This window comes from Pseudomonas sp. GW821-FHT04C07 (assembly GCF_059420325.1).
In genome coordinates, this window is sequence record NZ_JBWKTM010000009.1 from 102,503 (window position 1) to 128,570 (window position 26,068).

Here is a 26,068-nt window from a genome sequence, read left to right on the forward strand (position 1 = left end):
GAGTTATCCACAGCTTCTGTGGATTGTCCCAAGCGCTTGCTCTAGCACGGGCGTACAGGATTTTTTCGGCTTTACCCGTACGAAAAAAAGAGTAGAGTGGCGCGCCTTCCGATCTGCCCCACAGTACGTTATGAAGTTTCGCTCAGTATCTCCTTCTGCCACCTCCACACCTTCAGGTGTTATCGAACCCAAGCGCTTTTCGTTACGTGTCGCCATGTGGCTGCTCGACAGTCCGCGTCTGGGCAATAACCCTAACGTCAAGCACTTTGCCGGACGTTTGCTCAAGCAACCGGCACGTGAGGGGGTGGTGGCCGCGCAAAGCCGTCTGGGGCAATTGATGTGTCGCGAATGCGGCAATGCCCGGGATCGGCGGATCGGTCATGATTTGTTGCGTCAGGCCGCCCGTGCAGGCGATCGACATGCCATGCGCGAGCTCGGTCAGATCCAGGATTGAGCTGTCCCTGGCCCGACGCCTTGGTTAACCTTCGTGCTTTATTTAATCGGCAGGAGTGGCTATGGCTATGGACTTGACCAGCATATTGCTGGGGCTGGCGGGTGCTGCACTGCCGTTATTGGTGCTGGTTTGGCAATTACAGCAACGCCTGAGTGCCCGGCAATCCGAGTTGTCGCTGCTCGAGGAGCGTCTGAGCACGGCTCAACTCGCGCAAGAGGGGCTCAATGCCCAGCTCGATGCCAGTCGCGATGAAGTCAGCGACCTGAGCCAGGCCAATGCCACCAAGCAAGCGGATCTGGCGGCCGTTCGCCGTGAAATCGAACTGTTGCAGATCGAACGTGACAACGCTCGCGATGCCGCTCACGCCTGGAGTCTTGAACGCGCCAGCAAAGAAAGCGAGTTACGCAGGCTGGATGCCCAGGCCGCGTCACTCAGCGCCGAGCTGCGCGAACAACAGGAAAGCCATCAACAACGCCTGAGCGACCTGCAAGGTTCGCGGGATGAGTTGCGTGCGCAGTTTGCGGAGTTGGCCGGGAAGATCTTCGATGAGCGTGAGCAGCGCTTTGCCGAGACCAGCCAGCAGCGCCTGGGTCAGTTGCTCGATCCACTGAAAGAACGCATTCAGTTGTTTGAAAAGCGTGTTGAAGAAAGCTATCAGGCCGAAGCCCGCGAACGCTTCTCTCTGGCTAAAGAGCTCGAGCGGCTGCAGCAATTGAACCTGCGCCTGAGCGACGAGGCGACCAACCTCACTCGCGCCCTCAAGGGCCAGAAAACCCAAGGCAACTGGGGTGAGTTGATTCTCGAGCGGGTACTTGAACATGCAGGTCTGGAGAAAGGCCGCGAGTACCAGACACAAGTCAGCCTCAAGGGCCCGGATGGTGAACGTTTTCAGCCGGACGTGCTGATCATGTTACCGGGTGACAAGCAGGTGGTGGTCGACTCCAAGGTCAGTCTCACTGCTTATCAGCAGTACGTGGTTGCCGATGACGAGGTAATCAGTCAGGCGGCCCTCAAACAGCATGTGTTGTCCCTGCGAAACCATGTCAAAGGTTTGGCCGGTAAGGACTACAAACGTCTGGAAGGCCTGCATAGTCTGGATTTCGTGCTGCTTTTTGTGCCGATCGAAGCGGCTTTTTCCGCCGCGTTGCAAGCGGAGCCGAATCTGTTTCAGGAAGCCTTTGACCGTAACATCGTGATCGTCAGCCCGACCACCTTGCTGGCGACGTTGCGGGTGATCGACAGCTTGTGGAAGCAGGAGCGCCAGAGCCAGAACGCTCGGGAGATCGCCGAGCGCGCGGGCTGGCTGTATGACAAGTTTGTGTTGTTCATTCAGGACCTGGACGAAGTCGGAAATCGCCTGCAGCAACTGGACAAGGCCTACAGCGCGGCACGCAACAAATTGACCGAAGGCCGCGGCAATCTGGTCAGCCGCAGCGAGCAGCTCAAGCTATTGGGTGCGCGGGCCAGCAAGAGTTTGCCGGCGGATCTGCTGGAGCGCGCGATGAGTGATGCGGACGGGATGGTGGAAATGCCGGACTAGTGGCCTGTGTGGCTAGTTCGTTAGCTCAAATTCGGATGCCGGCGGCCCAGAGCCAAGGCGCTGTGACGAGTCATAGCCCGCTATGGCGAGGAACAGCAACGCAGGATATGGGCTGCTGGCGCCGAAGTTGACTAACAGAACTAGCCACACAGGCCACTAGGCTGCTCCTACAAAGGCAAATGCCGACTCAACAGCGCTCTCAGTGCCGCCGGTTTCACTGGTTTGGCTAGATAATCCAGTCCTGCGGCATGCACCTCGGCGACCATTTCAGGCCGTCCATCGGCGCTGATCACCACGCCGGGCACCGGCTCGCCGAGCTGGGTGCGCAGCCAGGCCATCAAACCGGTACCTGTCTCGCCGTCATCCAGGTGGTAATCCACCAGCGCCAACTGCGGCCGAATGCCTTCGCTGAGCAGCGCCACGCATTCATCGCGATTGCGGGCTGTCCAGACCTGGCAACCCCAGCGCGTCAACAGGCTGTTCATGCCGATCAGGATGCTGTCTTCGTTGTCGATGCACAGTACTTGCGCGCCACTTGGCAAATGGCCGTTCAGCTCGGCGACTTTGGCCGGGACGCTGATTTGCGCACGAACCAGCGGTACGCTGACGCTGAACACGCTGCCCTTGCCCGGCCAGGAGCGTACTTGTAACTGATGCCCAAGTACCCGGCAGAGCCCGTCAGCAATTGCCAGGCCCAGGCCCAGACCTTTCTCGGCGCGTGTCTGGTGACTGTCGAGGCGCTTGAACTCCTCGAAGATTACCTGACGTTTGTCTTCCGGAATGCCCGGCCCGCGATCCCAGACTTCCAGGCAGAGTTGCCCGTCTTTGCGTCGTGCGCCCAGCAACACCGGACCTTTGGCGTAGCGAAAGGCGTTGGTCAGGAAGTTCTGCAAAATCCGCCGTAGCAATTTGATGTCGCTGTCGACCCGCAAGCGGCTGCCGCGCAGGCGAAACTTCAGACCTTGCTCTTGTGCCAATGCCTTGAATTCGGCGCCGAGGGTATCGAACAGATCGTTGAGTACAAACGGCTTGCGATCCGGGTTGATCTTGCCGTTTTCCAGGCGTGAAATGTCCAGCAGATCACTGATCAGGTCTTCGGCCGAACGCAGCGAGCTGTCCAGATGCTGCACCAACTGCTGCGCCTCGGCGGACAGGCCGTCGTCCTGATGGGAGAGGGCGGCAGAGAACAGCCGCGCGGCGTTCAATGGTTGCATCAAATCGTGGCTGACCGCCGCGAGGAAGCGGGTTTTCGACTGGTTGGCAGACTCTGCCGTGCCCTTGGCTTGCGTGAGTGCGACGTTCAGCTGCGACAACTCATGGGTGCGCGCAGTGACCCGTTGCTCCAGACCCTCGTTGGCCTCGGTCAGCGCCTGTTCGGCTTCGCGGAACGCGGTGATGTCGGTGAAACTCATGACGAAACCGCCGCCGGGCATAGGATTGCCGATCAGCTCGATCACCCGGCCGTTGGGGAATAGACGTTCGGAGGTATGCGCCCGGCCCTGACGCATCCAGTGCAGGCGCCGGGCTACGTGTACTTCGGCTTCACCCGGGCCGCACAGCCCGCGTTCGGCGTTGTGGCGGATGATGTCGGCAATCGGTCGACCAACGCTGATCAGCCCGTCAGGGTAGTTGAACAGCTCCAGATAGCGCCGGTTCCAGGCCACCAGTTTGAGCGACTGGTCGACCACGCTGATGCCTTGGGTGATGTTTTCGATCGCGCCTTGCAGCAGAGCACGGTTGAACTGCAGCACTTCCGAGGCTTCGTCGGCGATGCGCACGACGTCCTCAAGCTGCATCTCCCGACCTTCGATGGCGGCCTTTACCACGGCGCGCGTCGAAGAGGCGCCGAGTACACCCGCCAGCAAGCGTTCGGTGTGAGCGATCCATTCGTCGTCGGCGTTCTGGTTCGGATTGAAGCCTTTTCCCTGGCGATAGGCAAAGCGGATAAAGCTTTGCTGTGCTCGTTCCTCGCCGACAAAGCGCGCGGCCAGACTGAGTAAATCGTTGATCTGCACCGCCAGCATCGAGCGAGCGCCAGGGCGGGCGCTGATTTCCTGACCGATAAAGCGTCCGGCCTGCCAGTGCTCGGAAACCCGGGTGCGCGACAGTACCGAGACCCAGGCAAACAGTGTGAAGTTGCCCGCCAACGACAGCACCACGCCTTGGGTCAGCGGGCTGATCGGGAGGTTCAACGGATTGCCGTGCAGCCACGCCAGCCCCGGGAAACTGTTCAGCGACCAGCCAAGACTGTGGGCAGTAATCGGCAGTACCAGGGTGTAGAACCAAAGAAAGGTCCCGGTGGCCAGCCCGGCAAACACACCACGGCGGTTGGCTTGCTTCCAGTACAGTGCGCCAAGCATCGCTGGCGCCAGTTGGGTGACAGCGGCGAAGGCGATCTGGCCGATGGTTGCCAGACTCGCCGTCGAACCCAGCAGGCGATAGCTGACATAGGCCAGTAACAGAATCACCACGATGCTCACCCGGCGCACCGACAGCATCCAGTAGCGGAACACTTCGAACGGCCGCTCGGCGTTTTTTCGGCGCAGCAGCCACGGTAGCAGCATGTCGTTGGAGACCATGGTCGACAGCGCGACGCTGGCGACGATCACCATCCCGGTGGCCGCCGACGCTCCGCCGATAAATGCCAGCAACGCCAGCGCCGGATGGGCCTGGGCCAGCGGCAGGCTAATCACGAAAGAGTCGGGCAGCACTGAACCGGGCAACATCATTTGTCCGGCCAGCGCGATCGGCACCACAAACAACGCGGCCAGCGCCAGATAGGCCGGGAACACCCACCTGGCCAGGCGCAGGTCGTGGGGTTCGATGTTTTCCACCACAGTGACGTGGAACTGTCGCGGCAGGCAGATGATCGCCATCATCGCGACGCCAGTCTGTACCACCATGGACGGCCAGTTGATGGTTTCTTTCCAGTATTGCTCCAGGCGTGGCGCGAGCATGGCCTGATCGAACAGATCGTCGAAACCATCGTACAAGCCATAGGTGACGAAGGCGCCAACCGCCAGAAAGGCAAACAACTTGACCAGCGACTCGAAGGCAATCGCCAGCACCATGCCGCGGTGGTGTTCCGTGGCGTCCAGGTTGCGGGTACCGAAAACAATGGTAAACAAGGCCAGAACCAGCGAAACGATCAACGCCGTGTCCTGGGCGCGGGTACCCATGGCGTCGGCACCGGCACCGATCAACAGGTTCACACCAAGAACGATGCCTTTAAGCTGCAAGGCAATATAGGGCAGTACGCCAACCAGACAGATCAGCGCTACGACCACCGCCAATGACTGCGATTTTCCGTAACGTGCGGCGATGAAGTCGGCGATGGAGGTGATGTTCTCCTGTTTGCTGATTATCACCATTTTTTGCAGCACCCTGGGTGCCAGCAGCATCAGCAGGATCGGCCCCAGATAGATCGGCAGGAACGCCCAAAGTTGTTCCGCTGCCTGGCCTACGGCGCCAAAGAAGGTCCAGCTGGTGCAGTAGACCGCCAGCGACAGGCTGTACACCCAGGCACGCACCCGCGGCGGCAGGGGCGCACTGCGACGGTCACCGTAAAAGGCGATGGCGAACATGATGGCCATATAGGCCAGGGCGACGGCGGCGATCAGCCCGCTGGACAGCGACATGGGAACTCCAGGCAAAAGACACCCGGGCATTGCAGCCCGGCAAGACAGTCTCGCATGATGTTTGGGGTTAGTCAGTGTCGACCAAGGTCTCGGCGCGGCCAGGTGTCGCAGGAGAGCCTCGGTTGAATTGTTATTGTCTGTACCGGCCTCATCGCGAGCAAGCTCGCTCCTACAGCAATCGCTGGGTCACGCCGAGATCATGTAGGAGCGAGCTTGCTCGCGATGAGGCGTTACTGACGCAACGCAATCTCGATCAGTTCATGAAGCTCTTGCAGCGCCAGCGGCGCGGCGGAAAACAGGATCCGGAACACCGTTGGCGCTACGACCATATTGATCAGCCGATCAACGCCAGGCAGCGCACAATGGTTGACAGCAGTGGCTGATGGAGCGGCGCTCCAGCGCTCATCGATTCCCGCCTCGAATCAGCAAGCGCGGGATCGAGCCGTCTGCGCTGCTGGAGGTGGGGGACATCTTCTACGCTGATATTGGCACCGAACATGTCGCCCATCCGCTGGGAGCGGCCAGGGTTCTGGTGGTCGAAACCGAAGGCAGTGTTTAGTTATTATCGGTAAAACAGATAACAGTTAGAGATATTACCCGTTATATAGATATTCTATTCAGTTCTATCATGGGCTCCACCTCACCAGAGGACAGGAGTTCACCATGACATGCCCCAACAGCGTCAACAACGGTTTGCGGCCACTGAGCCATTTGCAGCATCCGCGCGAAGCCATCCGTCAATTCACCCCCAACTGGTTCGCCGCGACCATGGGCACCGGTGTGCTGGCTCTGGCCCTGGCCCAATTGCCGGTTCACGCTCCCGGCCTGCAGGCTTTTGCCGAAGGTTTGTGGCTGTTCAATATCTTCCTGTTTGTGTTGTTCAGTGGTGTTTATGCCGCGCGTTGGGTGTTGTTCTTCGATGAGGCGCGGCGGATTTTCGGGCATTCCACGGTGTCGATGTTTTTCGGCACCATCCCCATGGGGCTTGCGACCATCATCAACGGCTTTCTGCTGTTCGGTGTGCCGCGTTGGGGTGAAGGCGTGGTGCCGCTGGCCGAAGTGCTCTGGTGGCTGGATGTCGCCATGTCGCTGGCTTGCGGCGTACTCATCCCCTACATGATGTTCACTCGCCAGGAACACAGCATTGACCAGATGACTGCCGTCTGGCTTTTGCCGGTGGTTGCGGCTGAAGTCGCGGCGGCCAGCGGTGGCTTGCTGGCCCCACATCTGCTTGATGCCCATTCGCAGCTTGTGGTGCTCGTCGCCAGCTACGTGTTGTGGGCCTTTTCACTGCCGGTAGCCTTCAGCATCCTGACCATCCTGTTACTGCGCATGGCGTTGCATAAATTGCCCCCCGCAAACATGGCTGCTTCGAGCTGGCTGGCCCTTGGGCCAATCGGTACCGGAGCGCTGGGCATGTTGCTGTTGGGGGCCGATGCTCCAGCGATCTTTGCCGCAAACGGTTTGCCGGGCGTCGGCGAAATTGCAGCCGGGCTGGGGTGGGTGGCCGGTATTACGCTGTGGGGTTTCGGGCTGTGGTGGATGCTGATCGCGGTGCTGATCACCCTTCGTTACTTGCGCGCCGGGATCCCGTTCAATCTTGGCTGGTGGGGTTTTACCTTCCCGCTGGGTGTCTATTCACTGGCCACTTTGAAGCTGGCCAGCACCTTGAACCTGACGTTCTTCAGTGTGTTTGGCTGCGTTCTGGTGGCTGCATTGGCGATTATGTGGCTGATTGTGTCGAAACGAACCGTACAAGGTGCCTATCGAGGTGAGTTGTTTGTTTCGCCGTGCATTGCAGGATTAGCGAAAAAACCGGCAAAGATTAGCTAAGGTTGTGGCCTGGATCGAAGTTCGGCATTCCAATCCAATAACAGCATCCAAGCCACTCAGGGACATGGAAGATGAGTCACCCGTCGCAGTTCACCTTGCTTCGCAAACGGCGTTTCCTGCCGTTTTTTGTTACGCAGTCCCTTGGGGCGTTCAACGACAACATCTTCAAGCAGTCGCTGATCCTCGCCATTCTGTACAAGTTGACTATCGAGGGTGACCGGTCGATCTGGGTCAATCTCTGCGCGCTGCTGTTCATCCTGCCGTTCTTTCTGTTCTCGGCCCTGGCCGGGCAATTCGGCGAGAAATTCGCCAAGGACGCCTTGATCCGTCTGATCAAGCTCGGCGAAATCGCGATCATGGCGGTCGGCGCCGTTGGTTTCATGTTCGATCATCTGTCGCTGATGCTGGTGGCGCTGTTCGCCATGGGCACTCACTCGGCGCTGTTCGGTCCGGTGAAGTATTCGATCTTGCCGCAGGCGTTGCGCGAAGAGGAGCTGGTGGGCGGTAACGGTCTGGTGGAAATGGGCACCTTTCTGGCGATTCTGGCCGGGACCATCGGCGCCGGGATCATGATGTCTTCCAGTCATTACGCACCGATTGTTTCCACGGCGATCGTCGGCGTTGCGGTGCTCGGTTATCTGGCCAGCCGTAGCATTCCCCGGGCTGCAGCGGCCACTCCACAAATGCGCCTGAACTGGAACATTTTCAGCCAGTCCTGGGCCACCTTGCGTATGGGGCTGGGACAAACGCCCGCGGTGTCCCGCTCGATTGTCGGTAACTCGTGGTTCTGGTTTGTCGGGGCAATTTACCTGACGCAGATTCCGGCCTACGCCAAAGAGTGGCTGTACGGCGACGAAACCGTGGTCACGCTGATTCTCACGGTGTTTTCGGTAGGCATCGCGACGGGCTCGATGCTCTGCGAAAAGCTCTCCGGGCGCAAAGTGGAGATTGGCCTGGTGCCGTTCGGCTCGTTCGGCCTGACGGTGTTTGGCCTGCTGCTGTGGTGGCACTCCGGCGGCTTTGCGCAGAACGTCCAGGCCAATGACTGGATCGCGGTGCTCAGCTACGGCCCGGCCTGGTGGGTGTTGATCGATATTCTTGGCCTGGGCATTTTCGGCGGTTTCTATATCGTGCCGCTGTACGCGCTGATTCAGTCGCGCACCGCTGAAAACGAGCGGGCGCGGGTGATTGCGGCGAACAACATCCTCAATGCCTTGTTCATGGTGGTTTCGGCGATTGTCTCGATCGTGCTGCTCAGCCTTGCCAAATTGTCGATCCCACAGTTGTTCCTGGTGGTGTCGCTGCTGAACATCGGTGTAAACGTCTACATCTTCAGCATCGTTCCCGAGTTCAGCATGCGCTTCATGATCTGGCTGCTCAGCCATTCCATGTACCGCGTGCGGCACCGCAACCTGGAGTTGATTCCCGATGAAGGCGCGGCGCTGCTGGTCTGCAATCACGTTTCGTTTGTTGACGCCTTGCTGATTGGTGGCGCGGTGCGTCGGCCGATTCGCTTCGTGATGTATTACAAAATCTACAACCTGCCGGTGTTGAACTTCATCTTCCGTACTGCCGGGACCATTCCAATTGCCGGGCGCCAGGAAGATATCCAGATTTACGAAAGAGCCTTCAAGCGCATCGCCCAATACCTGAAGGATGGCGAGTTGGTGTGCATCTTCCCGGAAGGCAAGCTGACTGCCGATGGCGAGATCAATGAATTCAAGAGTGGGCTGACACGGATACTGGAAGAGACACCGGTACCGGTGATTCCATTGGCCTTGCAGGGGTTGTGGGGCAGCTTCTTCAGTCGCGATCCGAACAAGGGTTTGTTCCACCGACTCTGGTCGCGTGTGACCCTGGTGGCCGGGCCGGCGGTAACAGTGGAAGTTGCAGAACCGGCGCACTTGCAGGCGTTGGTTGGGCAGTTACGTGGAACCGTTAGATAGTCGGTGATTTCGCTGATGCCATCGCGGGCAAGCCTCGCTCCTACGGGGGGCATCGATCACATGATTGTGGCCTGACGCAACTCTGTAGGAGCGAGGCTTGCCCGCGATGGCGGTAGCGGCCTAAGCGCTGGCTTTGAGCCCAACCAACCCGGCAATGATCAGCGCGACGCTGGCCAGGCGGAACAGCGCCATGGATTCACCAAACAGGATGATCCCGGCGATGACCGTGCCCACTGCGCCGACGCCGGTCCAGATGGCGTAGGCAGTGCCCAGTGGCAGATCCTTCATCGCCAGGCCAAGCAGGCCGAGGCTGATCGCCATAGCGCCGATGGTCAGGACGGTGGGCAGGGGGCGGCTGAAGCCGTCGGTGTATTTCAGGCCAACGGCCCAGCCGACTTCAAACAGGCCAGCGAAAAACAGGATGATCCAGGACATGAAGACCTCCATCGATTGACGGGGTCGTCCCCAGATAAATAACTCGTTCGAGCCGCGAGGTCGTCCTCGCGATGCGCAGTATAGTGCCCATTATTAACCTGGGGATCAAGTTCCAGGGTCAGTCGGCTGCTTGCTGCGCGGCCAGTTCGCGGTCCTGTTTCTCACTCATCCGGCGCAAATACGTCGAGAGCAGCGCCCCGGAAATGTTGTGCCAAACACTGAACAACGCGCTGGGTACCGCCGCCAGCGGCGAGAAGTGTGCGCTGGCCAACGCCGCGCCCAGGCCGGAGTTCTGCATGCCGACTTCCAGTGACAGGGACTTGCGTTGCGCCAATGGCAGTTTGAACAGGTGTCCGGTGAAGTAACCCAGCAGGAAGCCGAAGCTGTTATGCAGCATTACCACGGCCATGATCAACAGGCCGGACTCTGCAATCTTTGCCTGACTCGCCGCAACAACGGCGGCGACGATGATCACGATGCTGACCACCGAAACCAGCGGCAGCACGTCAACCGCATGGCGGACCCGAGCGCCCAGCAGACGCTGGGCGACCACACCGAGCATGATCGGCAGCAACACGACTTGCAGGATCGACCAGAACAGTTCCATGAACGATACCGGCAACCATGCCGAGGCCAGCAGCCACATCAGGGCCGGCGTCAGCAACGGAGCGAGCAGGGTGGTGACGGCGGCAATCGCCACCGACAGAGCCAGGTCCCCGCGGGCCAGCCAGGTCATCACGTTCGACGAGGTGCCGCTCGGGCAGCATCCGACCAGAATCACCCCGACGGCAATTTCTGGCGGCAGGTGAAACGCCTGGCAAAGTAACCACGCCACACCGGGCATGATCACGAAATGTGCGACCACGCCCAGCGCCACGCGCCACGGGTGGCGGGCAACTTCAGCGAAGTCTTCAAGCTTGAGGGTCAGGCCCATGCCGAACATCACCAGCCCCAGCAGCGGCACGATGGCGCTTTTCAAACCGATGAACCACGCCGGTTGCAGGAAGGCCACCACCGCGAAGATCAATACCCAGTAAGCGAAGGTGTTGCCGACAAAGCGACTCAGTGCTGCCAATGCACGCATGACCTGTTCCTTGTTATTAAGTAGCACCACAAAACAACTGTAGGAGCGGGCCGGGCGGCGTTCCGATGCTCGCGAAGGCGTCATAACAGTCAACATCTATGCCAACTGACAGTGCGCTATCGCGAGCAAGCGAACGTCGCCCGGCTCTTCCCACAGTAGAGATCACAAGCCTTTTAGATCCCTTGCGGAAGCTCTTCGCCGCCCAACGCCTCAACCAGCGCCGGGAGGAATTCGCCGAAGGTCAGCATCATCAGGGTGAAGCTGGCGTCCAGTTGGCCGAGGGCTTCATCGCCACCGTCCTGTTCTGCCTGATCCTGCAGCAGGTCTTCGAACTTCAGGCGCTTGACCACCATCTTGTCATCGAGCACGAAAGACAGTTTGTCCTGCCAGGCCAGCGACAGCTGAGTCACCACTTTTCCGGTGTTCAGGTGCAACTGGATTTCGTCGCTGGTCAGGTCCTGACGCTTGCAACGCACGATGCCGCCATCTTCATGGGTATCGCGCAGTTCGCATTCATCGAGCACGAAGAAGTCGTCCGCAGCTTTTAGGGTTTTTACCCAATCGGTCATGGTCGCGCTTGGAGCGATCTTCACGGTCAGTGGGCGAACCGGCAGCGAGCCGATCACTTCACGCAGGGTCGACAGCAGGTCTTCGGCACGTTTCGGGCTGGAAGCGTTGACCAGGATCAGCCCCTGTTTCGGTGCGATGGCGGCGAAAGTGGCCGAACGACGGATAAAGGCGCGGGGCAGGAAGGCCTGGATGATTTCATCCTTGAGCTGATCGCGCTCCTTCTTGTAAACCTTGCGCATTTGCTCGGCTTCGATCTCTTCGACCTTTTCCTTGAGCGCGTCACGTACGACGCTGCCCGGCAGAATGCGTTCTTCCTTGCGTGCGGCGATCAGCAGGAAATCCTGGCTGACGTGCACCAGGGGGGCATCTTCGCCTTTGCCGAACGGCGCGACGAAACCGTAGGTGGTCAACTCCTGACTTGCACATGGACGCGCCAGTTTGGTGGCCAGTGCGGTTTCCAGCGCCTCAGCATCAAAAGGCAGATCTTGGGTCAGGCGATAGATAAGCAGGTTTTTGAACCACATGGGGTGAATCTCTCCTTTATACAAAGGCGGGCATTATTCTCCGCGCAGCGTCATAGGCCAACCCTTCGCTAAGCCTTTGGAAGGCCTGAAAAAATTATTTTAAAAAGTGCTTGCCAGAGGTGGGGCTGCTCCGTAGAATGCGCGCCACACCGAACGTGAAGGGTGATTAGCTCAGCTGGGAGAGCGTCTGCCTTACAAGCAGAATGTCGGCGGTTCGATCCCGTCATCACCCACCATTCGCATTCAGTGTTACGCGCAGCGGTAGTTCAGTCGGTTAGAATACCGGCCTGTCACGCCGGGGGTCGCGGGTTCGAGTCCCGTCCGCTGCGCCATATTCGGTAACCTGGAACACTGAACGCCAGGTCACCACAGAAAGCCCGCCTTGTGCGGGCTTTTTGCTGTCTGTCTTTCGTGTTAAAGCCCAGTGTTTCACCGGATTTCAGCTTTTTTAATAAAATTATTATTTAAATCAGCACGTTATGAAATTTTGTGAGAGAATGCGCCCACACCGAAAGTGAAGGGTGATTAGCTCAGCTGGGAGAGCGTCTGCCTTACAAGCAGAATGTCGGCGGTTCGATCCCGTCATCACCCACCATTCGCTTCAAGTGTTACGCGCAGCGGTAGTTCAGTCGGTTAGAATACCGGCCTGTCACGCCGGGGGTCGCGGGTTCGAGTCCCGTCCGCTGCGCCATATTCGGTAACCTGGAACGCTGAACGCCAGGTCACCACGCAAAGCCCGCCTAGTGCGGGCTTTTTGCTGTCTGGGGTTTGGCTTTTTGTTCCGCGGATTATTCCGGGGTCGGCCCGCTTCTGCATCGGCCCCGTCAGGCTTCGTTGCGTAACAGCAGGCTGTCGATCACCGCTGACGGTATAGTCTCCAATGCCGGTCTTGGTTTTACAGGTAAAGGTATGGGCACTCCGGCGCGGCGCGCCTGGCGGTATTCGCTGGGAGTACTGCCGGCGAATTGCTTGAAGGCCCGGGCGAAGTAAGAGGGGTCCTTGAAGCCGACCTCATAGCCGATGCTGGTGATGGGCATCTGGCTGTTTTCGAGCAGCTCCTTGGCGTAGTCCATACGCTTGTTCAGGATGTAGTCCATGAAGCCCAGGCCATTGACCTCCTTGAACAGCCGGCTGAAGCGGAATGTCGTCATTGCGCAGCGCTTGGCCATATCTTTTTGGTCGATGTTGTCCCGAAAATGCTGGTCGATGTACAGCAATACCTTATTGAGTGCCTGATGCTTCTGATGTTCTGCGGTCAATCGAATACTGTCCGGCAGGGACGGGCCATGCTCGATCGGCGGTTTGTTGCTGTGGAAATGGGTGTTACAGCGCAGCTCGCAGAGCTGCTCCAGGGCGCGCAGAAACCGGCTTATCTCGGCGGCCGGGAGAGGCAGCACCATGTACTCCCAGACACGAGAACGCATGGCCCAAACAGCGAGCTCTTCGGAGTGCTGCACGGTGAACATGGCGACAGGCACGGAGGGCACGGCGCTTTTGATCTCCAGCAACAGGCTCAGGCCCGGCATGTCAGGGCGATCATAGTGCATGCAGATCATGTCCGGTAGTGGGTCATGATCGCGCTCGGGAAAAGTGGCGTCTTTTGCCAGCCGACAATCGCAGGCTGAGCGGAATTGCGCGATCAATTCTTCAGCCGATCGATCTCGAGTGAGATCGAACCATAAAAGGAATGGTTTTTTGGCCGAGTCGGGCTTCATTTCCTTGATCCTTATTCCTGTGCCTCGTTTTCTCTTCTTCTTGGTTCTTCTTGGTTCTTCTTTGCTCAGCAGTATTGTCACTGTGCCATGACTACGAAGGATCAAATCCTGATAAGAAACCAAAAATTCTGTTAGTCAGGTTCTATACCTTGCTCAGGGTGCCAGAATCGGGGCGCCCCATTCCTTTTTCGATGGGCCCGGGCTTGACCGCTCGTCGCTTGCGAATCAGTCGCAGAGGCATTCTTAAGTCATTCCTTTTCTTACGCTTCCAGTTGCCGTTTCAGGCGCTGCCCCTGCTGTTTTTGTTGGCTTGACAATGACAGCAAAAAAGTCCTTGCAATCGACAAAAAACTCCTAACGCTTCTATTGCCCTCCCAACTAAGGTTTCAACCAGGCAGTGCAATCAGCACCGTCCTTGAAGAACAACACTCAATTGATCAAATGAGGTGGGCAAAATGAATCTGCAAACAATCAAGACTTCGGTGCTGACGTTCATCAAAGACGAAGATGGCCTGACCGTCGTGGAATATGCCGTGGCCGGTGGGCTTATTTCTTTGGCAGTGGTTGGGGCCTTTACGGCGCTTGGCACTGAGGTGGGCGTCGTGATTACTGCCTTGAAAACTGCAATTACCCCTGCTGCCTAGGCTGGCATTTTTAGTCCTGCTTTTCGCGATAAAACGGAGGTGGCTTGTATGAATATTTTATTAAGCACCTCCGTACTCATTTTTCTCGGGATTGCGGTGATCACTGATTTAAGCGTTCACCGTATCTCCAACATCCTTATTTTAGCTGGTTTGATCTGCTCGGCAGTTATTCAGAGTTGGCTTTACGGTTTCTCTGGAATGACAGTTTGGCTGATCGGGCTGGCAGTCGGGTTAGTGATTCTCCTGCCGCTTTACGCTTTTGCTGGAATGGCCGCAGGCGATGTCGAGTTAATGGCTATGGTGGGAAAATATTTCGGCCCTGTAACCACTTTCTGGTCGGCGGCTTATGTTGCCCTTCCAACTAAGGTTTCAGCCAGGTAGTGCATTAAGCGAAGACCAACACTCACGTCTTGGAAGATCAACACTCATGTCTTGGAAGACCAACACTCAATTGATTAAATGAGGTGGGCAAAATGAATCTGCAAACAATCAAGACTTCAGTGGCGACGTTCATCAAAGACGAAGATGGCCTGACCGTCGTGGAATATGCCGTGGCCGGTGGGCTTATTTCTTTGACAGTGGTTGGGGCCTTTACGGCGCTTGGCGGGGAAGTGAGCGTCGTGATTACTGCCTTGACGACCGCAATTACCCCTGCCGCCTAAGGCTGGCATTCTTGGTCTGGTCTTTCGCGGTAAAACGGAGGTGGCTTTTATGAATATTTTATTAAGTACCTCCGTGCTCATTTTTCTCGGGATTGCGGTGATCACTGATTTAAGCGCTCACCGTATATCCAACATTCTTGTTTTAGCTGGTTTGATCTGCTCGGCAGTTATTCAGAGTTGGCTTTACGGTTTCTCTGGAATGACAGTTTGGCTGATCGGGCTGGCAGTCGGGTTAGTGATTTTCCTGCCGCTTTACGCTTTTGCTGGAATGGCCGCAGGCGATGTCAAGTTAATGGCTATGGTGGGAAGTTTTCTCGGTCCTGTAACTGCTTTTTGGGCGGCGGCTTTAACGTTGATTGTTGGTGGCGTCCTTGGGATTTCGGTTCTGCTCTACAAAAAGCAGTTGGGCCGCTTTATTCAACGGTACTGGGCGATGACAAGTCTGCGCACCTATATCCAGCCGCAAGCCGATGATGCCGCCCGGCAACGCTTCCCTTACGCAATCGCGATCCTGCTCGGCACTTTAACCAGCGTCCTCTGGCTGCCCTTCGGCCATTAGTTCGGGAGAACACTATGTACGCCATCAGTGACAGCAACGTCTGCCCCAACGAGCGGGAAGCGGTGCAGCGGTTGGCTCCGCAGCCGCGCACTGTCAGTGAGACGGGCCTTGCGGAGAACTTTCTCGGTGATCTGGTCTGCAAGCATCTGCACGATGCCGGCGTGCTGGATATGCCGCGACTGGTGGAGCGCCTGGCGCTGCCCGGCACGGTACTGGAAGAAGTCCTGAACTTCCTGCGCAAGGATGGCCGCGTCGAGATACTCGGCCAGAACGGTGCTCAGGCACTGCGCTACAGCCTGACGCAGCGCGGTCGCAGCGCCGCCCGCGATGCCTTGGCGCGCAGCGGCTATATCGGCGCGGCACCCTATCCGGTGAGTGCCTACCGCTCCCTGATCAAGGCGCAAACCATCCACCACGGTCATATCAACTCGGACGACATGCATGGCGCTTTCGGCGCAGTGGTGCTCGCCGACAGCATGCTCGATCAACTGGGGGTGGCGCTGAACTCCGGGCGCGCGATCATGCTTTACGGGCCCGCAGGTACCGGCAAGACCTATATCAGCAGCCGGTTGATCCGCCTGTTTGACGAAGCCATCTGGGTACCCCATGCCATTGCGATCAACGAAGCGGTGATCGAGATCTTCGATCCCCAGATACACCAGCGCCTGGATGCTACCGAAACGCAGAACCACCTGCTGCTCAACGAAGGGATCGATCGTCGACTACTCTGCTGTAAGCGACCGATCGTCATCACCGGCGGTGAATTGAGCATGGAACAACTGGATGTTCGCTACGATCCCTTCACCCGCCAGTACCAGGCCCCCTTGCAGCTCAAGGCCAGTAATGGCCTGTTCATCATCGACGACATGGGCCGCCAGCGCGTGGCCCCGGCCGAGCTGTTTAATCGCTGGATCGTGCCGATGGAGGAGAAGCGTGACTTCCTCAACTTTGGCGGTGGGCGGCACTGCGAGCTGCCGTTCGACCTGATCCTGGTGTTCTCCACCAACCTCAACCCGTTAGAGCTGGCCGATGAGGCGTTCCTGCGGCGCATTGGTTACAAGCTGCAATTTGGCTACCTGGATCCCGTTGATTACGAACGAATCTGGCGCCAGGAAACCGAGCGGCAAGGCATTCCTTATGACCCGCTGCTGTTGCGCTATGTGCTGCTGGAACTCTATGAAACCGAAAACATGCCCTTGGTGCCTTGCCACCCCCGCGACCTGTTGAGCATGGCGCTCGACCGCCAGCGTTACCTGGGCGGCTCCGGGCCGCTGTCGCCGCTGGAGCTGGAGTGGGCCTGGCGCAACTATTTCGTTCAGCTCGACTTTCTTGGATAAGGAGATACCGACATGAGTTCTCGTACTCTCACCCTGATTGCCTTATCCCTGATCCTGGGCCTGGGCGCCGCATGGATGGCCAACACCTGGTTAAGCGCACGGCTCAACGCCGGTCCGGACGACAATCAGCAGAACGTGGTAGTGGCCACGGTGGAGATTGCTTTCGGGCAGATGGTCGAAGCCCAACAGGTCACGCTGGTGCGGATGCCTAAGGATACAGTGCCGGAAGATGCCTTCGATGCCACCGACAAGGTGGTGGGCAAGATCGCCACTTTCTCCATGCTGCGCGGCGACATCCTGCGCGGCGCACGCCTGGCCGAGCACCTCGGCGGCAGCACACTGGCCTCGCTGATCGAACCCACCAAGCGTGCCATATCGTTGCGCGTGGACGATGTGGTCGGGGTGAGTGGGTTCCTGTTGCCGGGCAATAGGGTCGATGTATTGGCCACCAAACAGATGGGAAACAACGGTAATGCCGAGTCTAAAACCATACTGGAGGATTTGCGGGTGCTGGCAGTGGACCAGACTGCCAGCACCGACAAGACCCAGCCGGTGGTGGTGCGCGCGGTGACCCTGGAGATGACTCCGGGTCAGACGGAAATCCTGGTCAAAGGGATGACCGAAGGGAAGCTGCAACTGGCTCTGCGCAATCCGCTGGATAACCAGAAACAACCAGCGATCGCTCAGCCGGTTGCACTGGCCCAGGTCCCGGCTCCAGCGCCAGCTCCAAAACCGGTAGTACGCCATCATAGAGGTGGCGGTGGCGGTAGCAGCAGCATCACTGTGATTCGCGGTATCGAGGTCAATGTAGTGAAAGCCCTATAAGACATCAGGCTCAATCGTTGTAGGCATTGCGTCGGATGGACCCCATTGGGTATCGGAAAGTTTGGCATTGCTCTGGCAGGCGAACGCACTTAACAGGTCCACTTCACAGGTCAAGGCCAGCCAGCCGATTCAGATAAATAGTGGCAGAAATGAGGGCTTGATGATGAGACCCCGTATCCAACGGCCATTCACCACTTATGCGAAACGTCAGCAGGGTGCGACGATTGTGCTGGTCGTGGCTGCCTTGGCCTCCATCCTGCTGATGGGTGCCTTGGCGCTGGACGGCGGCCATATGCTGGTGAACAAGACGCGCCTGCAAAATGCGGTGGATGCGGCGGCGCTGAGCGGGGCCAAGACGCTCATGATGGTGTCCGGCGCAACTGGTGCGGCCACCCAGACGCAAAGCGCTGCACGCGCTACCCTGACACTTAATGCCAATGCCACGGGCAACAATGAACTGGCCACCGCCATCGGCAATAATGTCGCCGGCTTTGCCACGGTGGAGCTGGCCAACAACGTCTACGGGCCTTTCTCCTTCCCTGGCCCGGCGGATGCGAAATATGTGCGGGTAACGGTAGCGAACTACCCTCTGAGCGGTTTTTTCTGGGGCATGTTGCAGGCGACAGGTAATGGCGCGGCCCCGAACAAGGCCGTGGCAGCCGTCGCCACCGCCGGGCCCAGCCCGACCAGCCCCTGTGATGTCGCGCCGCTGATGGTCTGCGGCGACCCCGCTCAGTACAACCCGAGCGCCGGGAATTTCTGGGGTTACCAGTTCGGTGATGTGCAGGTGTTGAAAACCGCTGCAGGCAATAACTCGGCGATCGGCTCCGGCAATTTCCAACTGCTCGATTTTGGTTCCGGTGGCAACGCCGTCAGAAACGCATTGGCGGGCGGGATCAATGAGTGCAACAACGTCGGCTCGACTGTCAACACCAAGCCAGGCAACTCCGTGGGGCCTGCCGTTCAGGGCCTGAATACTCGCTTCGGCCAGTATTCAGGCGGCGGCCTCAGTGCCGCGGACTTTCCGCCGGACCTGGTGATCACCAGCAACCCCCAGCCGCTGACTTTCACCGGATCGCCCGCCCAGATTTTGTATAACGGTCAACCGGTCACCTCCAGCAACGGCAATCTCTCCGCCGGTGGCACCGCATTGCTCGATTACAACGACTGGGTGCAGAGCGTCGCCGCGTGTGTCGCTGGCACGGGCAGCGGCTGCCAGGCCAATGGCGCGTTCGAACGACGGATGCTGAAGATCGTGATTGGTAATTGCGCTGGCAAGAACGACGGGTCGTCCACGATACCGGTGCTTGGCTTTGGCTGCTTCTTCGTGCTGCAGCCAGCGTCTCAACAGGGTAGTTCTTCGCAGATCTTCGGTCAGTTCGTCAAACAGTGCGAAGGCGACAACGTGTCGGGCCCCAACCCTTCAAATGACTCGGGCCCGCAGATTATTCAGCTGTACAAGACCTATATCGACAACAACCAGACACCGAGCAGCGACTCGTAGGAGGTCATATGGGACGTCGTGCGTTCAAACGGCCGCAGTCCCAGCGCGGGGTAGCCATGGTGGAGCTGGTGATTGCTCTACCACTGTTGTTGCTGCTGCTGTGTGCGATCGGCGAGTTCGGCCGCTTGCTGTTTCAGTACAACAGCCTGATGCAGGCCAGTCGTGATGCCGGGCGTTTTGTTGCCGGCCAGGCCTGGAACGCTACCCTTGGCCAGCTCGATCTGAACGCCACTCTGCAGTCCCAGACCCAGAACGTCGCCCTTTACGGCGCGCCTACCAACCCGAATAACTACCCACCTGTGGTGCCGGGGCTGACCACCGGCAATGTCTCGGTTTCTGCATCAGGTACTGACCATGTACAGGTGAGCATTACCTATACCTTCCAGCCGGTGATCGGCAGCGCATTGCCAGCTTTCTTTGGCAATGCAGTGCCGCTCGGCATTGCCTTGACCTCGACGGTCGTGATGAGGGCCTTGTGATGAACATCAAGCGTATGCGCGGGGTGTATGTGGTCGAGTTCGCCATCGTCGGCCTGCTGATGTTCACGCTGTTGTTCGGCGTAATGGAAATGGGCCGGCTGTATTTCACCGTCAATGCACTGAATGAAACCGTGCGCCGCGGTGCTCGGCTGGCTGCGGTGTGTGACATCAGCGACCCGATCATTCTGCGCCGGGCGATCTTCAATGCAGCCAATAACGGTGGCGCCAGTAGCTTGATCAACAACCTGGGAACGGCCGATCTGAGCCTGACTTATCTGGACGTGAACGGTGCGGTGGTGACCAGCCCCAACGATCTGGTCAGCGCCACCGGGTTTCGCGCCGTCCGCTATGTTCAGCTGCGAATAGCGAACTTCAGTTTCAACCTGCTTATACCTGGATTCAGTGGGGTGTTCACCCTGCCAGCATTCAGGTCAACCATGCCTCGAGAAAGCCTTGGCCGTCATCCCGAGGCGGGAGATATTACGCCATGTTAAGCGCCCGGGACGTCCCCATTACTACCTCTGCCCATAAGCAGGGCTTGCGCCTGCTGATCAGTAGCCGCGATGCCGAGGCCTTGCAACATCTGACTACGTTGAGCCAATGTCTGCCCAGTCTGCAAGTGAGCACGCGGCTGGTGACCAATGGCCATACCGACCCGTTGTACGGGCTGGAGCAGATGCCTGATTTCCTGTTGCTGCGTGTCAGCCACTTGTGGCGCGAAGAACTGGCGGCGCTGTTGCGGCGTCCTGCACAGGAGCGTCCACCCCTGTTGGTGTGTGGACCTCTGGATGAGCGCGAGGGCATGCGCCTGGCGATGCAGGCCGGAGCCCGTGACTTTCTGGCCGAGCCGGTGGCCGCAGACGAGTTGCAGGCGGCACTGGGCCGTATGCTGACGGAGGCTAAAGCGGGGCAGGCGACTGAAGGCAAACTGATTGCGGTGATGAATGCCAAGGGTGGCTCGGGCGCAACCATGCTGGCCTGTAATCTGGCTCATCAGCTCAGTGTCCGTGGCGGCGCAACCCTGTTACTGGATCTGGACCTGCAGTTCGGCAGCGTGGCTCACTGCCTGGATGTGCGGCCGACGCACTGCCACGTAGAGGTTCTGCGGCAGATCGAGGCGTTGGACAGTGTCGCCTTGCGCGGCTTTTGCAATCATTTCAGTCCGACCCTGCATGTGCTCGGCGGGCGTGCCAGTGAGCTGTTTCTGTCCCAGGATGTGGGTCTGGAACAGTTGGAAACCCTGCTGCGCCTGGCACGCAGCACCTATGACTGGGTGGTGGTGGATTTGCCGCGGCAGATCGACCACCTCACCGGTGTCACTCTGGAGCAGGCGGACCAGGTCTACATCGTAGTGCAGCAGAGTCTCAGTCATCTGAAGGACGGCACCCGCCTGACGCGTATCCTGCGTGACGACCTGGGGTTGCAGGGTAGTCGCCTGCAAGTGGTGGTCAATCGCTTCAACAAAGCCTCACCTGTCAGCCTCAAGGATATCAGCGAGGGGCTGCGTTGCGTGAATCTGCAGAAACTGCCCAATGATTATGCGGTGGTCAGTGAAAGCCAGAACACTGGGGTGCCACTGGAGCTCCATGCGCCACGTGCCTCTGTCACCGTCGCCTTGCGTGAGTTGAGCCAGGATCTTATCGGGATCCAGGCCAGCGAGCAGGGCTTGCTGAAACGTACCTTTAGCCGCCTGTTCGGGGGGTAAGCCATGCTTAGCGAATTTCGTAATCGCCTGCGTCAGCAGTCCGGCAAAAATGTTCCGGCAGACGGGCAGGAAGCACCCATCGACGGCGAGGACTGCGTCAGCGAGCTAATGGCCTGGGAGGCCAGCGTGCCGGACGTCCTCTACGAGACCAGAACCAAACTCAATCCGATGGAGATCGAGTGGCGGGAGAAGATCTACCAGCAGTTGCTCAAGGTCATGGACCTGTCATTGCTCGATTCTCTGGAACCGGCCGAGGCCGGGCGGCAGATCCGCGAGATCAGCCTGCGCTTGCTGGATGAGTATTCGGCACCGGTGAGTGCCACCAGCCGCCAGCTGATCATCAAGCAGATCACCGACGAGGTGCTTGGCCTCGGGCCACTGGAGCCGCTGCTGGCCGACCACAGTGTGTCCGACATCCTGGTCAACGGGCATGCCTCGGTGTATGTCGAGCGCTTCGGCAAACTGCAGAGAACCGATGTGCACTTTCGTGACGATCAGCATCTGCTGAATATCATCGACCGTATTGTTTCCAGCCTGGGGCGACGCATTGATGAATCCTCGCCGCTGGTGGACGCACGTCTGAAGGACGGCTCGCGGGTCAACGCCATTATCCCGCCCCTGGCCATCGACGGGCCGAGCATGTCGATCCGCCGTTTCGCGGTGGATTTGCTCAATACCGAGAGTCTGGTGCAGATGGGCACCCTGACTCCGGCCATCGCGCTGATGCTCAAGGCCATCGTCCGTGGGCGGCTGAACGTGCTGGTATCCGGCGGCACCGGCAGTGGCAAGACCACCATGCTCAATGTGCTGTCCAGCTTCATTCCGCATAACGAGCGGATCGTTACCATCGAAGACTCGGCCGAGTTGCAACTGCAGCAACCCCATGTGGTGCGCCTGGAAACCCGCCCGTCGAATATCGAAGGCCGTGGCGAGGTGAGCCAGCGCGAACTGGTGCGCAACAGTCTGCGTATGCGCCCGGACCGCATCGTGATCGGTGAGGTTCGCGGCGCTGAGGCGCTGGATATGCTGACGGCGATGAACACCGGCCACGACGGCTCGCTGACCACGATCCACGCCAATACCGCGCGCGATGCCCTGGGGCGGATCGAGAACATGGTGTCGATGACCGGTGCGACCTTTCCGATCAAGGCCATGCGCCAGCAAATCGCCTCGGCCATCGGCGTGGTGATACAGCTGGAACGTCAGGAAGATGGCAAGCGACGGCTGGTCAGCGTGCAGGAGATCAACGGCATGGAGGGTGAAATGATCACCATGACCGAGATCTTCTCTTTCGTCCGCTCAGGCATGGGTGAACACGGTGAGGTACTGGGCGAATTCCGCCCCACCGGCATGGTGCCGGCCTTTCGCGATGTACTGGCCAAGCGTGGTATCGAGCTGCCGCTCAACCTGTTCCGGCCGGAATGGATGGAGGCGCAGTCATGAGTCAGATCCCTGGTGAATACATCCTGGCGTTCCTCGGCATGGTGTTCACCGCTATGTTCCTCCTCAGCCAGGGGCTGGTGGTGCCGGTGTTCGGAGAGGCCGGCCAGGTGCGTAAACGTATCCGCGGTCGCCTTGAGCTGCTGGAACGGGCCAGCAACCTGCCGAATATGCAGACGGTGCTGCGGCAGAAATACCTGCGGCGCCTGTCGCCGCTGGAGGCCCGCCTGGAGCAGTTACCGGCTATGGAGGCCCTGGCGCAGATGATCGAGCAAGCCGGGCATGACTACCGCGCCTATCGGGTGCTTTTACTCGGGCTGGTCCTGGCGACGGCGACGGGGCTTGGGCTTTGGTTGCTCACGCACCTCTGGTGGGCGGCTGTTCCGGCGGCCATGGCAGTGTTCTGGCTGCCGGTGCTGAAGATTTCCTTCGACCGCAACAAGCGCTTCGCTCTGTTCGAGGAGGGGCTGCCGGATGCACTGGATGCCATGTGCCGGGCTTTGCGTGCCGGGCATCCGTTCAACGAGACCCTGCAACTGGTAGCCGAGGAGCATCAGGGGCCGGTGGCTATTGAGTTCGGCCTGACCTTCGCCGATATCAACTATGGCAATGATGTGCGCCGGGCCATGCTCGGTCTCCTGGAACGCATGCCGAGCATGACGGTGATGATGCTGGTGACCTCGGTGCTGATCCACCGCGAGACGGGTGGCAACCTGACTGAGGTGCTGGATCGTTTGAGCAGCCTGATTCGTGGACGCTTCCGTTTTCAGCGCAAGGTCAAGACCCTCTCGGCCGAGGGACGCATGTCGGGCTGGATATTGGTGTCTGTGCCCTTTGTATTGGCGGCGGCGATTGTGATCTCGAGCCCAAACTATTTGCCCTTGCTCATCAAGGAGCCTGTGGGCCAGAAGCTGGTCATGGGGGCTTTTGTTGCCATGCTGATCGGAATTTTCTGGATACGTAAAATCATCCGGATTCAGGTTTAAGCGCCAGCAATCGTAGAGAGGTGTTGGTCATGGACTATCTGCTAAGTCTGCTCAATCGGGTGGTGGGCAACGAACAGCTGGCACGTCTCTTGTTCGTTGGGGCTGTCGGCCTGTGCGTGGTGTTCGCTGCGGCGACCCTGGTATTGCTGGCGTTGGGGTTGCAGGATCCGGTGCAGCGCCGTCTTGCGCTGATCAAACGGGGTCATGGCGGGGAGAGCCTCGAGCAGAATGCGCCGAGTAACCTGCAATTGCTGCTGGAGCAAGTGGGGCAGCGCTTTGCCTCCGGTGAACAGGGGCAGGTCTCGCCCACTCGAACGTTGCTGATTCACGCGGGTTATCGCTCGCCTGCGGCAGTACACATGTATTGGGCGATTCGCCTGCTGTCGCCATTGATACTGGTGGGCCTTACGCTTCTGGCTTTGCCGTTTATCCCGAAGCTATCCCTGACCATTGGCATGGTGCTGCTAGCTTCGGCACTCTGTGTGGGCTGGTTGGCGCCGGCAATCTATGTCAACAAGCGCAAGCAGGCACGGATGACTCGGCTGCTCCGGGCCTTCCCCGATGCCCTGGACCTGATGGTGGTCTGCGTGGAGTCAGGCCTGGCGTTGCCCCAGGCCATTGAGCGGGTGGCCGACGAGATGTCGGTCAGTCAACCCGAACTGGCCCTGGAACTGGCGCTGGTCAATGCGGAAATCCGCGCCGGCATTCCCAGTACCGAAGCGCTCAAACACCTGGCCGAACGCACCGGCCTTGAGGACATTCGTGGGCTGGTCAGCTTGCTGGCGCAGAGCATCCGCTTCGGCACCAGTGTCGGCTCCACCCTGCGTATTTATGCCGAAGAGTTTCGCGACCGGCGCACCCAGCTTGCCGAAGAGACGGCAGCGAAAATAGCCACCAAGCTGATGTTCCCACTGATTTTCTGTCTATGGCCGAGCTTTTTCCTGGTGGCCATCGGTCCTGCAATCATTGGGGTGCTTAAAATCTTCGGGAAGGTATGACATGCGTAGAAGCAGGCTTCGTTTCCGGCTTACTGCCCGGCATTGCGAGTGTGCCGGTAATCGCTGACGGCTTCGTACACCGCCTTGCGTAAACGATTGATACCGCCAATCGGCCGATGGGCTTCCAGGCCGAACCAGGGATTGAAAGACTGGTTGTCGCATTGCAGGTTCAGTGCCGGGGTGTCGAAGTCCTGAGCCGGGATCTTGATGCGCGCTACGGTCTCGAAAGGGGCGTCGATTTCACGCCATTCAATGCTGGTATCTTCGATGGGCATGTATTTGGCCGGATCCTGGCGCTGAATCTGCAAAACGAAGCACGCCGGGACACGATCGGTCGACAACTGCTGGTTCAGTGCGTTGCGCAGGAAGTTAGGCAGCGCCTGATTTTGAGTCGGCAGGTTGTAGATCGGGCAACTTTCGGGATCTGGCGCGACACGGAACTTGGCATTGGCCGTGCCGAACTTGTACGGCGACACCGAGAAATAGGTGGTCTGGGCCGGGCTTGCAGGTGCCGGAGCCAGCGTGGCCAGAGCGATAAACAGATGACGAACCTGCCAGCTACGCGGGTCCCGGTTCGGGAAGAACGCCCTGACCGTCTTTCCATCGGCCTGCGCGGCGACGTTCTGACGGTACTCGGCGACGTCACTGACAAAAAAGTTCGGATGACTGAACATCACAAAATCCTGTTCGCCACGGCTCTGTTGTTCTTTCAATAGCTGCGTACCCGGAACATCCAGCAGTTTGATCGCCATGCCGCGGGCGTCTCGAATGCTGTCGAACTGCGGGTAAGCGTTGCCATTGGACAGGCGCATTGTCGCTTGCCAGGTCTTGCCGGCCTCGGCGAATACACCCTGACGCAGTTCTGGCGACAAGTCAGCCAACACCTGAACCTGGGCTTTGACACAACCGTGAGCCTTGGCATGGGCGTCTCGCAGATAGCGCGTGTTTTCACGGTGCTGGTCAACGATGCGCACGGCGGTCTGAATGATGTCCTGGGTCATGGCGGCTTCGCCCGGCGGGATCTGTTCTTCGGCCGAAACCGGGCCGCTGTAGTGCCAGGCGAACCAGGCTGTGGCCAGCGCCCAGATGAACAGGCCCAGACCCAGCAGCAACAGAAGGGTTTTGCCCAGCAGGGCACCGATGCGCAGCCAGAGAGTGATCAACATGCGAAAGTCCTTTTTACGGCGGCG

The 26,068-nt window shown here is 58.9% G+C and carries 23 protein-coding genes, 4 tRNA genes and 2 pseudogenes; 22 read left to right on the forward strand and 7 right to left on the reverse strand.

Going from position 1 to position 26,068, the window contains the following annotated elements; genetic code table 11:
* Positions 1–130 precede the first annotated feature (130 nt).
* Both AC07UI_RS17725 and AC07UI_RS17730 read left to right on the forward strand, forming a co-directional pair.
* Positions 131–454, forward strand: a complete 324-nt coding sequence (locus tag AC07UI_RS17725; protein ID WP_494993725.1) for a sel1 repeat family protein — start codon at positions 131–133, stop codon at positions 452–454.
* A 175-nt stretch (positions 455–629) separates the two neighbouring features.
* The gene (locus AC07UI_RS17730; RefSeq protein ID WP_494993857.1) at positions 630–1,994 is read left to right on the forward strand and encodes a DNA recombination protein RmuC; all 1,365 of its coding nucleotides are present in this window, start codon (positions 630–632) and stop codon (positions 1,992–1,994) included.
* A gap of 167 nt (positions 1,995–2,161) precedes the next feature.
* Here AC07UI_RS17730 and AC07UI_RS17735 read toward each other — a convergent pair whose 3' ends face one another.
* Both AC07UI_RS17735 and AC07UI_RS17740 read right to left on the reverse strand, forming a co-directional pair.
* Positions 2,162–5,632 carry a hybrid sensor histidine kinase/response regulator gene (locus AC07UI_RS17735; RefSeq protein WP_494993726.1) on the reverse strand — a complete coding sequence of 1,157 codons (3,471 nt, stop codon included), beginning with the start codon at positions 5,630–5,632 and terminating at the stop codon, positions 2,162–2,164.
* Between the two features lie 230 nt (positions 5,633–5,862).
* Positions 5,863–5,988: pseudogene (locus AC07UI_RS17740) on the reverse strand (TetR family transcriptional regulator); the annotation flags it as partial.
* A gap of 98 nt (positions 5,989–6,086) precedes the next feature.
* Here AC07UI_RS17740 and AC07UI_RS17745 point away from each other — a divergent pair.
* The 3 genes and pseudogenes from AC07UI_RS17745 to AC07UI_RS17755 form a co-directional block, all read left to right on the forward strand.
* Positions 6,087–6,191, forward strand: a pseudogene (locus tag AC07UI_RS17745) (cupin); the annotation flags it as partial.
* A 104-nt stretch (positions 6,192–6,295) separates the two neighbouring features.
* A complete protein-coding gene (locus AC07UI_RS17750; RefSeq protein WP_494993727.1) occupies positions 6,296–7,465 on the forward strand; it encodes a TDT family transporter in 1,170 nt (389 codons plus the stop codon).
* 71 nt (positions 7,466–7,536) lie between these two features.
* Positions 7,537–9,411, forward strand: a complete 1,875-nt coding sequence (locus AC07UI_RS17755; RefSeq protein ID WP_494993728.1) for an MFS transporter — start codon at positions 7,537–7,539, stop codon at positions 9,409–9,411.
* 120 nt (positions 9,412–9,531) lie between these two features.
* On the opposite strand, the gene sugE is transcribed toward AC07UI_RS17755, so the two are convergent.
* The 3 genes from sugE to rdgC all read right to left on the reverse strand — a co-directional run bounded on the left by sugE (position 9,532) and on the right by rdgC (position 12,024).
* Positions 9,532–9,846 carry a quaternary ammonium compound efflux SMR transporter SugE gene (gene sugE, locus AC07UI_RS17760; protein WP_494993729.1) on the reverse strand — a complete coding sequence of 105 codons (315 nt, stop codon included), beginning with the start codon at positions 9,844–9,846 and terminating at the stop codon, positions 9,532–9,534.
* A 118-nt stretch (positions 9,847–9,964) separates the two neighbouring features.
* The gene (locus AC07UI_RS17765; RefSeq protein ID WP_494993730.1) at positions 9,965–10,930 is read right to left on the reverse strand and encodes a bile acid:sodium symporter family protein; all 966 of its coding nucleotides are present in this window, start codon (positions 10,928–10,930) and stop codon (positions 9,965–9,967) included.
* 173 nt (positions 10,931–11,103) lie between these two features.
* Complete coding sequence (rdgC, locus tag AC07UI_RS17770; protein WP_494993731.1) at positions 11,104–12,024, reverse strand: recombination-associated protein RdgC; 921 nt, start codon at positions 12,022–12,024, stop codon at positions 11,104–11,106.
* Positions 12,025–12,184: 160 nt separating this feature from the next.
* Here rdgC and AC07UI_RS17775 point away from each other — a divergent pair.
* From AC07UI_RS17775 to AC07UI_RS17790, 4 genes are all read left to right on the forward strand, one after another.
* Positions 12,185–12,260, forward strand: a tRNA-Val gene (locus AC07UI_RS17775).
* A gap of 19 nt (positions 12,261–12,279) precedes the next feature.
* Positions 12,280–12,356 (forward strand) — tRNA-Asp (locus AC07UI_RS17780).
* A gap of 187 nt (positions 12,357–12,543) precedes the next feature.
* Positions 12,544–12,619, forward strand: a tRNA-Val gene (locus tag AC07UI_RS17785).
* A 19-nt stretch (positions 12,620–12,638) separates the two neighbouring features.
* A tRNA-Asp gene (locus AC07UI_RS17790) sits at positions 12,639–12,715 on the forward strand.
* A 133-nt stretch (positions 12,716–12,848) separates the two neighbouring features.
* On the opposite strand, the gene AC07UI_RS17795 is transcribed toward AC07UI_RS17790, so the two are convergent.
* Positions 12,849–13,739, reverse strand: a complete 891-nt coding sequence (locus tag AC07UI_RS17795; RefSeq protein WP_494993858.1) for a helix-turn-helix transcriptional regulator — start codon at positions 13,737–13,739, stop codon at positions 12,849–12,851.
* A 455-nt stretch (positions 13,740–14,194) separates the two neighbouring features.
* On the opposite strand from AC07UI_RS17795, the gene AC07UI_RS17800 reads away from it, so the two are divergent.
* The 13 genes from AC07UI_RS17800 to AC07UI_RS17860 all read left to right on the forward strand — a co-directional run bounded on the left by AC07UI_RS17800 (position 14,195) and on the right by AC07UI_RS17860 (position 24,878).
* Positions 14,195–14,383, forward strand: coding sequence for a Flp family type IVb pilin (locus tag AC07UI_RS17800; RefSeq protein ID WP_494993732.1), 189 nt, complete (start codon positions 14,195–14,197; stop codon positions 14,381–14,383).
* Between the two features lie 48 nt (positions 14,384–14,431).
* A complete protein-coding gene (locus AC07UI_RS17805; protein ID WP_494993733.1) occupies positions 14,432–14,764 on the forward strand; it encodes a prepilin peptidase in 333 nt (110 codons plus the stop codon).
* A 92-nt stretch (positions 14,765–14,856) separates the two neighbouring features.
* A complete protein-coding gene (locus tag AC07UI_RS17810; protein ID WP_494993734.1) occupies positions 14,857–15,045 on the forward strand; it encodes a Flp family type IVb pilin in 189 nt (62 codons plus the stop codon).
* A 49-nt stretch (positions 15,046–15,094) separates the two neighbouring features.
* Complete coding sequence (locus tag AC07UI_RS17815) at positions 15,095–15,604, forward strand: A24 family peptidase (RefSeq protein WP_494993735.1); 510 nt, start codon at positions 15,095–15,097, stop codon at positions 15,602–15,604.
* A 14-nt stretch (positions 15,605–15,618) separates the two neighbouring features.
* The gene (locus AC07UI_RS17820) at positions 15,619–16,941 is read left to right on the forward strand and encodes a DUF8689 domain-containing protein (RefSeq protein WP_494993736.1); all 1,323 of its coding nucleotides are present in this window, start codon (positions 15,619–15,621) and stop codon (positions 16,939–16,941) included.
* 12 nt (positions 16,942–16,953) lie between these two features.
* Complete coding sequence (gene cpaB / locus AC07UI_RS17825; RefSeq protein ID WP_494993737.1) at positions 16,954–17,766, forward strand: Flp pilus assembly protein CpaB; 813 nt, start codon at positions 16,954–16,956, stop codon at positions 17,764–17,766.
* A 160-nt stretch (positions 17,767–17,926) separates the two neighbouring features.
* Positions 17,927–19,270: a TadE/TadG family type IV pilus assembly protein gene (locus tag AC07UI_RS17830; protein WP_494993738.1), complete on the forward strand. Its 1,344-nt coding sequence runs from the start codon at positions 17,927–17,929 to the stop codon at positions 19,268–19,270.
* 8 nt (positions 19,271–19,278) lie between these two features.
* On the forward strand, positions 19,279–19,749 hold the full coding sequence (locus AC07UI_RS17835; protein ID WP_494993739.1) for a TadE/TadG family type IV pilus assembly protein: 471 nt from the start codon (positions 19,279–19,281) through the stop codon (positions 19,747–19,749).
* Positions 19,749–20,243, forward strand: coding sequence for a TadE/TadG family type IV pilus assembly protein (locus AC07UI_RS17840; protein ID WP_494993740.1), 495 nt, complete (start codon positions 19,749–19,751; stop codon positions 20,241–20,243). The genes AC07UI_RS17835 and AC07UI_RS17840 overlap by 1 nt, the downstream gene beginning before the upstream one ends.
* Positions 20,237–21,454 (forward strand): AAA family ATPase, encoded by a 1,218-nt coding sequence (locus tag AC07UI_RS17845; protein ID WP_494993741.1) that lies wholly within the window; start codon positions 20,237–20,239, stop codon positions 21,452–21,454. Before AC07UI_RS17840 ends, AC07UI_RS17845 begins: the two co-directional genes overlap by 7 nt.
* A gap of 3 nt (positions 21,455–21,457) precedes the next feature.
* Positions 21,458–22,897, forward strand: coding sequence for a TadA family conjugal transfer-associated ATPase (locus AC07UI_RS17850; RefSeq protein ID WP_494993742.1), 1,440 nt, complete (start codon positions 21,458–21,460; stop codon positions 22,895–22,897).
* Complete coding sequence (locus AC07UI_RS17855) at positions 22,894–23,880, forward strand: type II secretion system F family protein (protein WP_494993743.1); 987 nt, start codon at positions 22,894–22,896, stop codon at positions 23,878–23,880. The genes AC07UI_RS17850 and AC07UI_RS17855 overlap by 4 nt, the downstream gene beginning before the upstream one ends.
* Positions 23,881–23,909: 29 nt before the next feature.
* Complete coding sequence (locus AC07UI_RS17860; RefSeq protein ID WP_494993744.1) at positions 23,910–24,878, forward strand: type II secretion system F family protein; 969 nt, start codon at positions 23,910–23,912, stop codon at positions 24,876–24,878.
* A gap of 29 nt (positions 24,879–24,907) precedes the next feature.
* Here AC07UI_RS17860 and AC07UI_RS17865 read toward each other — a convergent pair whose 3' ends face one another.
* Positions 24,908–26,044, reverse strand: a complete 1,137-nt coding sequence (locus tag AC07UI_RS17865; RefSeq protein ID WP_494993745.1) for a catalase family protein — start codon at positions 26,042–26,044, stop codon at positions 24,908–24,910.
* Between the last annotated feature and the right edge of the window lie 24 nt (positions 26,045–26,068).

Coding starts and splice junctions, on each gene's coding strand:
- AC07UI_RS17725 (WP_494993725.1), top strand. CDS start 131: ATGAAGTTTCGCTCAGTATCTCCTTCTGCCACCTCCACACCTTCAGGT.
- AC07UI_RS17735 (WP_494993726.1), bottom strand. CDS start 5,632: ATGTCGCTGTCCAGCGGGCTGATCGCCGCCGTCGCCCTGGCCTATATG.
- AC07UI_RS17750 (WP_494993727.1), top strand. CDS start 6,296: ATGACATGCCCCAACAGCGTCAACAACGGTTTGCGGCCACTGAGCCAT.
- AC07UI_RS17755 (WP_494993728.1), top strand. CDS start 7,537: ATGAGTCACCCGTCGCAGTTCACCTTGCTTCGCAAACGGCGTTTCCTG.
- sugE (WP_494993729.1), bottom strand. CDS start 9,846: ATGTCCTGGATCATCCTGTTTTTCGCTGGCCTGTTTGAAGTCGGCTGG.
- AC07UI_RS17765 (WP_494993730.1), bottom strand. CDS start 10,930: ATGCGTGCATTGGCAGCACTGAGTCGCTTTGTCGGCAACACCTTCGCT.
- rdgC (WP_494993731.1), bottom strand. CDS start 12,024: ATGTGGTTCAAAAACCTGCTTATCTATCGCCTGACCCAAGATCTGCCT.
- AC07UI_RS17795 (WP_494993858.1), bottom strand. CDS start 13,739: ATGAAGCCCGACTCGGCCAAAAAACCATTCCTTTTATGGTTCGATCTC.
- AC07UI_RS17800 (WP_494993732.1), top strand. CDS start 14,195: ATGAATCTGCAAACAATCAAGACTTCGGTGCTGACGTTCATCAAAGAC.
- AC07UI_RS17805 (WP_494993733.1), top strand. CDS start 14,432: ATGAATATTTTATTAAGCACCTCCGTACTCATTTTTCTCGGGATTGCG.
- AC07UI_RS17810 (WP_494993734.1), top strand. CDS start 14,857: ATGAATCTGCAAACAATCAAGACTTCAGTGGCGACGTTCATCAAAGAC.
- AC07UI_RS17815 (WP_494993735.1), top strand. CDS start 15,095: ATGAATATTTTATTAAGTACCTCCGTGCTCATTTTTCTCGGGATTGCG.
- AC07UI_RS17820 (WP_494993736.1), top strand. CDS start 15,619: ATGTACGCCATCAGTGACAGCAACGTCTGCCCCAACGAGCGGGAAGCG.
- cpaB (WP_494993737.1), top strand. CDS start 16,954: ATGAGTTCTCGTACTCTCACCCTGATTGCCTTATCCCTGATCCTGGGC.
- AC07UI_RS17830 (WP_494993738.1), top strand. CDS start 17,927: ATGATGAGACCCCGTATCCAACGGCCATTCACCACTTATGCGAAACGT.
- AC07UI_RS17835 (WP_494993739.1), top strand. CDS start 19,279: ATGGGACGTCGTGCGTTCAAACGGCCGCAGTCCCAGCGCGGGGTAGCC.
- AC07UI_RS17840 (WP_494993740.1), top strand. CDS start 19,749: ATGAACATCAAGCGTATGCGCGGGGTGTATGTGGTCGAGTTCGCCATC.
- AC07UI_RS17845 (WP_494993741.1), top strand. CDS start 20,237: ATGTTAAGCGCCCGGGACGTCCCCATTACTACCTCTGCCCATAAGCAG.
- AC07UI_RS17850 (WP_494993742.1), top strand. CDS start 21,458: ATGCTTAGCGAATTTCGTAATCGCCTGCGTCAGCAGTCCGGCAAAAAT.
- AC07UI_RS17855 (WP_494993743.1), top strand. CDS start 22,894: ATGAGTCAGATCCCTGGTGAATACATCCTGGCGTTCCTCGGCATGGTG.
- AC07UI_RS17860 (WP_494993744.1), top strand. CDS start 23,910: ATGGACTATCTGCTAAGTCTGCTCAATCGGGTGGTGGGCAACGAACAG.
- AC07UI_RS17865 (WP_494993745.1), bottom strand. CDS start 26,044: ATGTTGATCACTCTCTGGCTGCGCATCGGTGCCCTGCTGGGCAAAACC.